Raw genomic sequence first — 12,517 nt, forward strand, 5'->3', positions numbered from 1 at the left:
ATGAGTGACGAAAGGCGCAGCTACCTGATTGCCTACGATATCAACAACGACAAGCGGAGGACCCATGTCGCCAAGACCTTGCAAAGCTATGGAGAGCGCTTGCAATACAGCGTGTTCCTGGTGGAGACGAGGCCGGCGAAGATGTTCCAACTGCAGCAGGAGCTAGAGGATCTGATGGCGAGCGGACAGGACTCCATCGTGATTTGCCTGTTGGGGACGGTCGATCACGCTCATGACGCCATGACTTTCCTTGGAAGGGAGCGATACCAGGATTTGGTGGTTCCCACCGTTATCTAGTATTCGGGTTTTTAGTCTTGAAACAGCCGATTGGTTTGTTTTCGATGTTTGAAAATTTCATAGTGTTACTGCTGTTCGTGTTTTCTTTGGTGGTTGCGAGCGGTGAATCATCTCGGAGATTGCGGGCTATTGCTCGCACTAGTGCTGATGCGGATTAGAGCATGGTCTTTCTGCTTTCCGTTTGTTTGCGTTCCGGTTTCCCATAGCGCTCGCAATGGGTGCCGGGACACTAATCAGCGGAAGGCGTTAGACTAGTGCTGTCTCAAAGCTTCAATGCTCTGAGTTTCATTGAGGAATCCATACCGTCGTGACCTCACGTGTGCTCGTGCTGTCTCAAAGCTTCAATGCTCTGAGCTTCATTGAGGACCAAAGGCCAGGCGTACAGCGTGGGCGACGCGGCGTCTCAAAGCTTCAATGCTCTGAGCTTCATTGAGGAAGACAATGTGCGAGGACTTTCCCCACACATTTTACATGTCTCAAAGCTTCAATGCTCTGAGCTTCATTGAGGAGTCATGGATGCTGGTGTTGCCCAGTGAGAATCGACTGTCTCAAAGCTTCAATGCTCTGAGCTTCATTGAGGATTGACATGGCGCGTCGTGTGCTCCCCGACATGGTGGTCTCAAAGCTTCAATGCTCTGAGCTTCATTGAGGAGATTCAGACTCATTTTGTCTCCTCTCCGTCATCGTAGGTCTCAAAGCTTCAATGCTCTGAGCTTCATTGAGGATCGCGTTCCAAGTTCTTGCCGACGATATGCACTTCGTCTCAAAGCTTCAATGCTCTGAGCTTCATTGAGGAGCGGGTGCCGCGCCGGGCATCGCCAACAACCCCGTGGTCTCAAAGCTTCAATGCTCTGAGCTTCATTGAGGAAAGCAATATTGTGAAGATGCCCTGATTGAGTACAAGTCTCAAAGCTTCAATGCTCTGAGCTTCATTGAGGATCGGCAATAAGTGAATGGATGGCACCCGGCGTCCGTGTCTCAAAGCTTCAATGCTCTGAGCTTCATTGAGGACGCGGTATCCGCATCCCTGTCGAAGAAGCAACCATGTCTCAAAGCTTCAATGCTCTGAGCTTCATTGAGGACGTTACGTGCAATCGGCCAACGCCTTCTACAGCAAGTCTCAAAGCTTCAATGCTCTGAGCTTCATTGAGGACCGAACAACAGCGGCACCAACTCCACCGTCACCGATGTCTCAAAGCTTCAATGCTCTGAGTTTCATTGAGGAGAGCGTGAATTTGAGCAGTTGGATGAAATGAGAAGGGTCTCAAAGCTTCAATGCTCTGAGCTTCATTGAGGAGTGTAGACTTTCGTTGCCTGCTCGTAGTTGATTTTGTCTCAAAGCTTCAATGCTCTGAGCTTCATTGAGGATTTGATATTTCCAAGAATTCCCGATGGAAAAGCGGGTCTCAAAGCTTCAATGCTCTGAGCTTCATTGAGGATCGCTACCGTCGGCGAGGGTGGCCCGCTGACCCTCGGTCTCAAAGCTTCAATGCTCTGAGCTTCATTGAGGAGTACCGTTGAAACCCTGGGACGCATGTATGCGGTGCGTCTCAAAGCTTCAATGCTCTGAGCTTCATTGAGGAGGTGCCGAGGATAGCGCGGAGCGTGTAGAGTGGCGTCTCAAAGCTTCAATGCTCTGATCTTCATTGAGGAGATCGAGAACCGCTGACCAGGTAGTAGAGGAATTACCCGTCTCAAAGCTTCAATGCTCTGAGCTTCATTGAGGAACGCTCGAGGGGACGGTAAGGGGACGGTCATACCAGGTCTCAAAGCTTCAATGCTCTGAGCTTCATTGAGGAGTGAAAGGCTGGGGCGCCCAGCTCAAGGCGTTCCGGTCTCAAAGCTTCAATGCTCTGAGCTTCATTGAGGATGTTCATCGGTCTTCGCTTCCTATCCGTGGTAGAACGTCTCAAAGCTTCAATGCTCTGAGCTTCATTGAGGAGCGACGAAATAACCAGCGCGAAGTTTTCAAATGACGTCTCAAAGCTTCAATGCTCTGAGCTTCATTGAGGAGAGGCACGCGCCGCCGAACGAGAGGTCAAGGAACAGGTCTCAAAGCTTCAATGCTCTGAGCTTCATTGAGGATGGGTGCTGGATATCACCGCCGACACCGGTTTCGAGTCTCAGAACTCCAATGCTCTGAGCTTCATTGAGGAATGGTCATGCCCAGCTGGTCGCCGTCGATGCGCCATGTCTCAGAGTTCCAATGCTCTGAGCTTCATTGAGGACGGCTGAAAATCGCTGGAGCCGCTTGACAAAATCAAGTCTCAGAGTTCCAAAGTTCTGAGCTTCATTGAGGAAAGTTCCAGGAGACGTTCTTCAACGGCGACACCGTGTCTCAGAGTTCCGATGTTCTGAGCTTCATTGAGGAACCAACGCGCAGGTGGACAGCCTGCTGAACTCGGAGTCTCAGAGTTTCAATGCTCTGATCTTCATTGAGGATCGTCGACGAACACCGCGTCGAACCAGCCCTGCACGTCTCAGAATTCTAATGTTCTGAGCTTCATTGAGGAAACGGCCTGTATGAGACTGTCGTTCTGTTCTGTGGCCTTAGAGTTTCAGTGTTCTGGACTTCATTGAGGAGACATCGTCGCCACCGGCGACCCCGTCGACGCCGAGTCTCAGAGTCTCAATGTTCTGAGCTTCATTGAGGAGGAGGCTATGGGTTCATGCTGGTCAGAGCGGTGCTGGTCTCAGAACTTCAATGTTTTGAGCTTCGTTGAAGATGTATATGAACGCGGTGTCCTTGCCATCGGACGCATCTGTCTCAAAATTTTAACGTTCTGAGTTTCATTGAGGAGTGAAGGCGCAGGTTATCGCTCTCGCTGAGCAGGTCGTCTCAGAGTTGCAGTGTTCTGAGCTTCATTGAGGAGATCCAGATCTGCGCAAGTCGTTCGGCATCTACCTGTCTCAGAACTTCAGTGTTCTGAGTTTTATTAAGGAGGCGGTCACAAATACCTCGAATCCATCGACGACCCTGTCATCTTAGAATTCTAATGTTCTAAGCTTCATTGAGGACATGAATATAACAACACAAAGGGTGTTGGAAACAAGTCTCAGAACTATAATGTTCTGAGTTTCATTGAGGGTGGTTCGAGACCCAGGTTAACTACCACAAGGCCGGTAGTCTCAGAGTTTCAATGCTCTGGGCTTCATTGAGGAAGAGTTTTGGCTCGATGCCGGATTCGATCGCCTATGTCTCAGAATTCTAATGTTCTGGGCTTCATTGAGGACCGTCGGCTTCCTCGATGAGTGTCAGGTCAGAGCGCGTCTCAGAATTCTAATATTCTGAGCTTCATTGAGGAGGAGGCTATGGGTTCATGCTGGTCAGAGCGGTGCTGGTCTCAGAACTTCAATGTTTTGAGCTTCATTGAGGATGGCACATCATCTCCCAGTGGTTGCCCGAGTTTCAGTCTCGGAGCTTCATTGAGGAGATCCGGATCTACGTAAGTCGTTTGTGCATCTACCCGTCTCAGAACTTCAGCGTCCCGAACTCCATTGAGGAGACTGGGGTCCCGACGGGTTCAAGGCGTTCACCTCATCTCAGAGTCTTAGTGCTCTGAGCTTCATTGAGGACAGCTTGACAGCTCGGTCCTGCGCGCCAACCGCGCCTAGTCTCAGAGCTTTCGATGTTCTGAGTTTCATTGAGGAGGCGGCCATGGGTCGATGCTCATCCGTGCGGTGCAGGTCTCAGAACTTGAGTGTTCTGAGCTTCATTGAGGAGGTGGTCACAAATACCTCGAATCCATTGATGGCCCTGCCTCTCAAAATTATACTGTTCTGAGCTTCGTTGAGGAAGGATATCGAACATGGTTTGCATACTGAGATCGTCGTCTCAGAGCTCCTATATTCTGGACTGTATTGAAACCGGTGAACCGCGTATGCTTGACCTTCGTTGTTCGTATCAGCCAGATTGTGTTTTCTTAAGAACCCGGCCCGCCGAAATATAACCCCGGCCAACTACACTGAAACCAAACGTTGAACCTAATCGAAAGGGGAACAACATGGCTGAGGAAAACAGCGCGAACAAGCCGGAACCGGAGAGCTTCAAGCTGGACCACACCAAGGTGAAGGCGCCGTATGTGCGCTTCATCAGCACCGAATCGGGGCAGAAGGGCGACGTCATCTCCAACTATGACCTGCGCCTGGTCCAGCCCAACGAGAACGCCATTCCGACCGGCGGCCTGCACACCATCGAGCACACCATCGCGGTGCTGCTGCGCGAGCGCATCCCCGGCTACATCGACTGCTCGCCGTTCGGCTGCCGCACCGGCTTCCACCTGCTGACCTGGGGCGAGCACAGCACCGAGGACGTCGCCAAGGCGCTCAAGGAATCGCTCGAGTTCATCGCCAACGAGGCCACGTGGGACGACGTGCCGGCCACGGACATCAAGAGCTGCGGCAACTACCGCGACCACAGCCTGTTCACCGCCAAGGAATGGTGCAGGAAGATCCTCGACGAGGGCATCAGCTCCGACCCGTACGTGCGCAAGGTGGTCTGATTCCGATTCCGTCAGGGGAGCGGCCTGGTTTCATGCAGGCGTAAAACCTGGCATGATTCGGTTGTGACTCCGAGCAGCAAGGATATATATAAAGGGTGCGTCGGCCATTGGTGTCGACGCGCCCTTTTATGTTGTCTACAGGTATCGGGCAAGAGAAGGGCAAGGTGGTCTCGGCATGGTCAAAGGTCAATCGGCGCAACGGTTCCGCAAGGCGGGACGGGCGGATCTGGACGCCATCCTCGCCATCTTCGCGCGGGCGCGCAAGCTGATGGCTGCCAATGGCAACCCCATGCAGTGGGGGACGAGCTGGCCGCCGGTCGAACTGCTCGAGCAGGACATCGACAGGTCGCGCGCCTGGCTGCTGGTCGACGACGACGGCGAGGGCGGCGCCGAACGGATCCTGGCCTACTTCGCCCTGTGCGAGGGCGCGGAGCCGACCTACGCCAAGATCGACGGCCACTGGCTCGACGACGACGAGTACGTCACCATGCACCGCCTGGCCGCCTCCGGACTCAGGCCGCACATCGCGAAGACCTGCCTCGACTGGGCCGTGGCGCGCTGCGGCAACCTGCGCTGCGACACCCATCCCGCCAACGCGGCCATGCGCCACATCTTCACCACCGACGGCTTCACCTACTGTGGGCTGATCAAGGTGGTCAACAACGTGACAGTGGAGCCGGACACGCGCGTCGCCTACCAGCGCCATGAGCTCGCAGGCGCCTGACGCATCGGATCGACGTGAGAGCGGGATTCTCGGGCGAACGACCGGGTGTATTTCCCCAATCAGAATCCAGCGAACCGGGGTCGGCTGCCCGTCCCGCTGGCGCCGCCGAACCGGTGTGAGCGTTTCGTATCGCCTAATTGCGCTCGCCGCCTTCCCGAGACACAATGAGACCATGACTCTCAACGCTTTGCAACCCTGGCCATTCTCATCCACGCTCGGCGAATCGAACTACGAGGCGGCGCTGCGGCGCTACCCCGGGCAGGCCATCGTCGACCTCAAGGCGATGTGCGACAACATGCGCCACCTGGTCGAGGTGGTCGGCGGTCCGAAATCCGGCACCGCGGTGATGGGCGTGGTGAAGGCCGACGGCTACGGGCACGGCCTCATCCCCTCGGCGCTGGCTGCCCTGGCCGGCGGCGCCACCTGGCTCGGCACCGCCCAGCCGCGCGAGGCCCTGCTGCTGCGCATGGCGGGCATCGACCCGAAGCGCTGCCACATCCTCACCTGGATGTTCAACGGACGCAACGCCCCGCTGCCGGAACTGATTGCCAGCGACATCGACATCTCCCTGGGCTCCCTGGACGGCATCGAGGCCGTCGCCCAGGCCGCACGCAAGCTCGGCAAGCCCGCCCGCGTGCACATCAAGACCGACACCGGATTCGGGCGAAACGGCTTCACCGAGGCCGGCTTCCAGGCCGCGCTCGACCGCCTCGTTCCGCTCGCCAAGGAGGGCGTGCTCGACATCGTGGGGCAGTGGAGCCACTTCTCCGTGGCCGACGCGCCCGACGTGCCCGAGTTCGTCGAGGTCACCGACCGCCAGCTGGAAAGCTTCAACCGCTTCACCGAACGCATGCGCCAGGCCGGCATCGAACCGCGCATCCGCCATATCGCCAACACGGCGGCCACCCTGAGCCGCCCCGAGACCCGCTTCGAGCTGGTGCGCCCCGGCATCGGACTCTACGGCTACGAGGCCGACCCTGCCATGGGCACCCCCTCGAAGTACCAGCTGCGCCCGGCGATGACCCTGCAGGCCCAGCTTTCGACCGTCAAAGGCGTCGAGGCGGGCCACGGCATCTCCTACGGCCGCACCTACCTGACCGACGAGGCCACCAGCACCGCCATCGTGCCGTTGGGCTACGCCGACGGCATCCACCGTTCCGCCTCCGGCTTCGACGAGGCCGGCGCTAAGCACACCAGCAAGCCCGGCGGCCCGGTACGCGTGATGACCGCCGACGGCCCCAGGCTCATGCGCGTCTCCGGGCGCGTGTGCATGGACCAGTTCATCCTCGACCTGCACGGCGATGCCGAGGCCATGGGCGTGCGTGAGGGCGACACCGTGGAGCTCTTCGGGCCGGGCCGCGGCGAGGAACACTGCGAGCCGACCGCCGACGACTGGGCGCGCGCCGCCGACACCATCAGCTACGAGATCTTCACCTGCCTGCGCATCCGCATCCCCAGGCTCTATCTGCATGCGGCCGAGGTGCTCGATGCGCAGGACATGAGCAAGCTCAACGCCAAGACGCTGCTCTAGGGCGGGGCCAGCGGGCCGAAAGCCGAAGCGATAACACCAGTCAACACGACCGAGAAGGAGGCACGGGCATGACGACGAACGGGAACGACCGGCAGGCGCCGCCGCAGGAGGGCTACACGCCCTTCGACGAGGAGCGCTGGGCCGAGGAACCGCCGAAATCCCAGTCCCGAACCGCCTTCCAGCGCGACCGCGCCCGGCTCATCCACTCCTCGGCGCTGCGCAGGCTCGGCGCCAAAAGCCAGATCCTGGTGGCCGGCACCGACGACTTCGCCCGCACCCGCCTCACCCACACCCTCGAGGTCGCCCAGATCGGCCGCCAGATCGGCTCGATGCTCGGCTGCGACCCGGACGTGGTCGACTGCGCCTGCCTCGCCCACGACCTCGGCCATCCGCCCTTCGGCCACAACGGCGAGCGCGTGCTGGCCGAGATCGCCAAGGACATCGGCGGCTTCGAAGGCAACGCCCAGACCCTGCGCCTGCTCACTCGCCTGGAACCCAAGGTCTTCCACGCCGACGGCCGCTCCGCCGGCGTCAACCTCACCCGCGCCTCGCTCGACGCGGCGGTGAAATACCCGTGGACGCTCGCCGAGGCAGGCCGGCATCCCAAGGGGGAGCGCAGCGCCAAGTTCTGCGTCTACCCCGACGACGTCGACGTGTTCGAATGGCTCAAGACCGGCGCGCCCAAGGACGCCAAGCCGATGGAATGCCAGGTGATGGACCTCTCCGACGATATCGCCTACAGCGTCCACGACTTCGAGGACGCCATCGCCACCGGCGCCTTCAAGCCCCTGGCCCTGGCCGACCCGCGCGTCATCGACGGCATCATCGCCATGGCCCGCGAATGGTACGGCAGCCGGTGGGACGCCGACAAGCTGCTCGCCGCGTTCGCCCGGTTGCGCAAGCTGCACATGTTCCCCTCGCACTTCAACGGGTCGCGCCAGGCGCTCGCCCAGCTCAAGAACATCACCAGCGCGCTCATCGGCCGCTTCGCCGGCTCCGTCGAACGGGCCACGCGCGAGAAATACGGCAAGGGCAGGCTCACCCGCTACAGCGCCAACGTCGTCATCCCCGAGGAGACCGACTACGAGATCGTGGCCCTGAAGGGCATCGCGGTCTACTTCGTGATGGCGCCGCGCGAGCACGAGCAGCTGCACGAGCAGGAGCTCAAGGTCGTCGAGGACCTGGTCGACGTGCTCATGGCCGACTCGCCGCGTCCCTCCGACGCACTGGAGACCGTGTTCCTCGAGGACTGGAACGAGTCGACCAACGACGACGAGCGGCTGCGCGTGGCCATCGACCAGGTGGCGAACCTCACCGACGGCTCGGCGCTGACCCTGCACTCCATTCTCTGCTGAGGGCGGGGGAGAAGGCGGCGCGCCCGAATGCCGATGGAAGGGGCGGCCTCCAGAAGACGTCCACAATATCCGCCCGCGAAACCCATGGCTGTGAGTAAGATGGAACGTTATGGCCGGAATGATCGTTAAGCAAGACATCGAGAAGGTGCGCGCCACCGCGGACCTCTATGACATCGTGTCGTCGACCGTGACGCTCAAGGCGTCCGGTTCCGGGACCTTCATGGGCCTGTGCCCCTTCCACGACGAGAAGACCCCGAGCTTCAGCGTGCGTCCCTCGCTGGGTGTCTGGCACTGCTTCGGCTGCGGGCTCGGCGGCGACGTGTTTGGCTACGTGGAGCACAAGGAGAACATCGACTTCCGCGAGGCCGTGGAGCTTCTGGCCGACCGCTACCACATCGAGCTGCACCACGAGGCCGGCGACGGGCGCGAGCAGGGCCACCACGGCTCCAAGCGCTCCCGGCTGCTCGAGGCCAACGAGGAGGCGCAGCGCTATTTCGTCTCCCAGATCCTCTCGCGCGAGGCGCTCGCCGCTCGCAAGCTGCTCGGCGGCCGCAACTTCAGCCAGGCCGACTGCGAACGCTTCGGCTGTGGCTACGCCCCGCGCGGCTGGGACAATCTCGTGCGTCACCTGGCCGGCAAGGGATTCACCCAGCAGGAGATGCTCGACGCCGGGCTCGCGCGTCAGGGCCAGCGCGGCGTCTACGACTACTTCCGCGGCCGCGCCACCTGGCCGATCCGCGACTCCACCGGCCGCACGCTCGGCTTCGGCGCCCGCAAGCTCTACGATGACGACAACATCAACGCCAAATACATCAACACGCCCGACACCCAGCTCTACCGCAAGACGCAGGCGCTCTACGGCATCGACCTGGCCAAGTCCAGCATCGTGCGTAAGCGCCAGGCCGTCATCGTCGAGGGCTACACCGACGTGATGGCCTGCCACCTGGCCGGCATCGACACGGCCGTGGCCACCTGCGGCACCGCCTTCGGCGAGGAGCACGCCAAGATCATCCGCAGGCTCATCTCCGACGACTCGCTGGGAGCCATCCAACTGGTGGGGCCGCTGAAGGTGGAGGGCCAGTCGCTGAGCTCGCGCATCGTCTTCACCTTCGACGGCGACGCGGCGGGGCAGAAGGCCGCCATCCACGCCTTCGGCCTCGACTCTGCCTTCCTTTCGCAGACCTTCGTGGCCGTCGCGGACGACAACCTCGATCCCTGCGACCTGCGCATCCAGCGCGGCAACGAGGCGGTGCGCTCGCTGATCGACCACGCCCGGCCGCTCTACGACTTCGTGATCGACACGGCCATCGACCGCTTCGACACCTCCTACGCCACCGGGCAGATGGGCGCGGTGAAGGCCGCCGCCCCGCTGATCGCGCAGATCCGCGACCGTTCCCTGCTCGACCTCTACACCCGCAAGGCCACCAGGCGCATCGGCATCGAGCTGGACATCATGCGCCGCGAGGTCAACCGCGCCCGCCGCCAGCTGCACGTGCGCGACGACGACGCCTACGCGCCCAAGAAACGTTGGAACAGCGGGCCGGAGGCGAGGCGGGGGCAGCGTGGCGACGAGTTCTCCAACCCCGCGGCCAGGAAGGCCCTGGAGCGCAAGAACGCCAACGGGCAGACCTACTACCGCGTCGACGACTCCGTGTTCATCTGCGAGCAGCAGTTCATGGCGGTGCTCATCCAGATCCCGCGCGCCATCGACCCGCAGGCCTTCGGGCGGCTGACCCTGGACGATTTCATGACGCCCGTCTTCCGTTCCATGTTCCAGGCCATCGCCGCCGCGGGCGGGCTGCCGGACGGCGATACGCCGCAGGGCCTGTGGATGCACGACCTCACGAAGGCCGCCGGGCCGATGCTCGAGCAGGTCATCAACGAGCTGGCGGTGATGCCCCTGCCGCTCTCCGGCGGCGACGCCGAGACCGGCAACGCGAACAACGTCAATGGTGCCGACGGAGGCGTCAACGGCAACGTGGCGGCCGGTGGCCCCAACGGCCAGGATGCCGGAACCGGCGCCAACGCGCAGAGTCCGGCGTCGATGCGGCTGCGCGCGGCGAGCGCGGAGGAGCGGCGCTACGCCTCGGAGCTGACCGCCCGTCTGCTCGACATCGGCTACATGCGGCGCATCGGCGCGGCCAGGCGCAAGATGGCCCAGCTGCCCGACGGCGAGGAGAAGATCGCGCTGCTCGGCAAGATCACCGACATGGAGACCGCGCGCAAGGACCTGCAGGCCCAGGTCTACGAGAACGCCGGCGCCTGAGCGCGAGCGGGGAAGGCGTCCAATCGGGCCGCGGCGGGCATTCGACGGGCTTTCAACGGATCGGTAACGGGCGTCTGACGGGGGACCAGTAACAGTCTTCCGTCGGGCCTTCGACCTGCCGCGATAGCTTGGGCATGTCACGGCCCGTCGAATAATGGCAATCCCTGGGCGCGTCACGGTCCGCCAAGGAGCTGAAACCGCCGGGAACGGCGTCCCTACACCGGTTGCGAACATCTGCCCGGATATTGCGACACGACACGGCTTTTAATTTTTTTCATGATTTTGGTCGCTGTTTTCACATTTGGTCCGGCCAGTATTTTCTAGGATTTTCGCCCCCTCGGTATCGCCCCCATGTGAATTTTGGTCGCTTTTCGAACCCGTTTGTGTACTCAAGTTCCCCGAAAACCCATACAATAAGAGGTGACAAGAAATGCTGATTCGTTCGGCTGGGCCGGACCGGATCCATAGGCATGCGACGGGGAACCGGAGTTCCGGCAGCCCCCTGGGTAGGGATGACGAATGAAGATGACTTTAGGGGATATCTCCAAAGACTGTCGTCAAGCGATTGGATTGCTGTGGTGAACGCAGGTGACGATACCGTGGTCTTCGCAAAGACGGTCTGGCTGGGGGATTGATGCGTAGCTGGATCGTCAGGGAACTGAAGAACGACACCATTCTGGTGGTGGCGACAGTACTCGCCATCATCTCCTGTATCATCATCCCTCCCGATAGCCAGTACCTCGGCTACATCCACATGAACACCATCTCGCAGCTGGTCTGCCTGATGCTCGTGGTCTGCGGATTCCAGCGCATCGGCGTCTTCCACATCATCGGCACCAAGCTGCTGCACCACGTCGCCAGCGAAAGCACCCTGGTGATCACCCTGGTCTCGTTGGCCTTCTTCTCCGCGGCCTTCATCACCAACGACGTTGCCCTGGTCACCTTCATACCCTTCGCGCTGTCGGTGCTGATGATGGCGAAGATGGAGGACAAGGCCGTGCTCGTGGTCACCCTGATGACCGTGGCCGCCAACACCGGCAGCATGCTCACGCCCATCGGCAACGCCCACAACCTCTACCTCAAATCCGTCTCCAAGATGCCCACCGCCGAATTCCTGGAGGTCATGGGACCCTATTCGCTGCTCTCGGCGGTGCTGCTGCTCGCCGTGGTGCTCATCGCCTTCCGCAAGCGCGGCACCAAGGCCGACTTCATGAGCATCGACAGCGAGGACATCGAGCAGTCGCTCTTCGCGCCCCAGGGCGACGACAAGAAGCCCGACGAGGTGCAGGTGCTCACCTACGGTGCCGGCCACGGCGGCTGGAGGGCCTGGGTCTACATGGTGCTCTTCCTGGTCTGCATCCTCGCCGTGGGCGGCTGGATCCCCCTGTGGCTGATGTGCCTGGTGGTGTTCGCCGCGTTCCTGGTCTGCGACCGCAGGGCCTTCCTCAAGGTGGACTGGAGCCTGCCGCTCACCTTCGTGATGTTCTTCATCTTCATCGGCAACATGCGCCGCGTCTCGGAGTTCTCCGCGTTCGTGGCCTCCATCGTCAACCAGCATCCGATGGGCGTGGCCATCGGCTCCAGCCAGCTGATCAGCAACGTGCCGACCTCCATCCTGCTCTCCGGCTTCTGCAGCCAGTGGAAGGAGCTGATCATCGGCACGAACCTGGGCGGCCTCGGCACGCTGATCGCCTCCATGGCCTCGCTGATCTCCTACCAGCAGATCGTGCGCAAGTACCCGGGGCACAAGGCCCGCTACCTGCTGGTCTACACGACGGTCAACGTGCTGTTCCTGGCCGTGCTCGTCGGACTGTCCTTCTTCATCAACTGAGGCGTTTGCCG

Annotated in this window: 7 protein-coding genes and 1 CRISPR repeat array; all 7 genes read left to right on the forward strand. The window is 60.7% G+C overall.

All coding sequences use genetic code 11. The annotated features are described in order from the left end of the window. The 7 genes from cas2 (at nucleotide 1) to PT282_RS02905 (ending at nucleotide 12,506) form a co-directional block, all read left to right on the forward strand. A complete protein-coding gene (gene cas2 / locus PT282_RS02875; protein ID WP_277168074.1) occupies nucleotides 1–297 on the forward strand; it encodes a CRISPR-associated endonuclease Cas2 in 297 nt (98 codons plus the stop codon). Between the two features lie 259 nt (nucleotides 298–556). After that, nucleotides 557–4,094: direct repeats of the CRISPR family, unit length 36 nt; unit sequence GTCTCAAAGCTTCAATGCTCTGAGCTTCATTGAGGA. Between the two features lie 207 nt (nucleotides 4,095–4,301). Continuing rightward, the gene (locus PT282_RS02880) at nucleotides 4,302–4,799 is read left to right on the forward strand and encodes an S-ribosylhomocysteine lyase (protein WP_277168075.1); all 498 of its coding nucleotides are present in this window, start codon (nucleotides 4,302–4,304) and stop codon (nucleotides 4,797–4,799) included. A 175-nt stretch (nucleotides 4,800–4,974) separates the two neighbouring features. Beyond that, complete coding sequence (locus tag PT282_RS02885; protein ID WP_277168076.1) at nucleotides 4,975–5,523, forward strand: N-acetyltransferase; 549 nt, start codon at nucleotides 4,975–4,977, stop codon at nucleotides 5,521–5,523. A gap of 172 nt (nucleotides 5,524–5,695) precedes the next feature. Continuing rightward, nucleotides 5,696–7,054, forward strand: a complete 1,359-nt coding sequence (alr, locus tag PT282_RS02890) for an alanine racemase (RefSeq protein WP_277168077.1) — start codon at nucleotides 5,696–5,698, stop codon at nucleotides 7,052–7,054. Between the two features lie 68 nt (nucleotides 7,055–7,122). Further along, complete coding sequence (locus PT282_RS02895) at nucleotides 7,123–8,409, forward strand: deoxyguanosinetriphosphate triphosphohydrolase (RefSeq protein ID WP_277168078.1); 1,287 nt, start codon at nucleotides 7,123–7,125, stop codon at nucleotides 8,407–8,409. Nucleotides 8,410–8,518: 109 nt separating this feature from the next. After that, entirely contained in the window at nucleotides 8,519–10,675 is a 2,157-nt protein-coding gene (dnaG, locus tag PT282_RS02900; protein ID WP_277168079.1) for a DNA primase, read from the forward strand. Nucleotides 10,676–11,309: 634 nt separating this feature from the next. Then, entirely contained in the window at nucleotides 11,310–12,506 is a 1,197-nt protein-coding gene (locus PT282_RS02905; RefSeq protein WP_277168080.1) for an SLC13 family permease, read from the forward strand. Nucleotides 12,507–12,517 lie beyond the last annotated feature (11 nt).

It is taken from the genome of Bifidobacterium sp. ESL0763, assembly GCF_029433395.1.
In the GTDB taxonomy this organism is placed as follows: Bacteria; Actinomycetota; Actinomycetes; order Actinomycetales; family Bifidobacteriaceae; genus Bifidobacterium.

Coding starts and splice junctions, on each gene's coding strand:
- PT282_RS02895 (WP_277168078.1), top strand. CDS start 7,123: ATGACGACGAACGGGAACGACCGGCAGGCGCCGCCGCAGGAGGGCTAC.
- alr (WP_277168077.1), top strand. CDS start 5,696: ATGACTCTCAACGCTTTGCAACCCTGGCCATTCTCATCCACGCTCGGC.
- PT282_RS02905 (WP_277168080.1), top strand. CDS start 11,310: ATGCGTAGCTGGATCGTCAGGGAACTGAAGAACGACACCATTCTGGTG.
- PT282_RS02880 (WP_277168075.1), top strand. CDS start 4,302: ATGGCTGAGGAAAACAGCGCGAACAAGCCGGAACCGGAGAGCTTCAAG.
- cas2 (WP_277168074.1), top strand. CDS start 1: ATGAGTGACGAAAGGCGCAGCTACCTGATTGCCTACGATATCAACAAC.
- dnaG (WP_277168079.1), top strand. CDS start 8,519: ATGGCCGGAATGATCGTTAAGCAAGACATCGAGAAGGTGCGCGCCACC.
- PT282_RS02885 (WP_277168076.1), top strand. CDS start 4,975: ATGGTCAAAGGTCAATCGGCGCAACGGTTCCGCAAGGCGGGACGGGCG.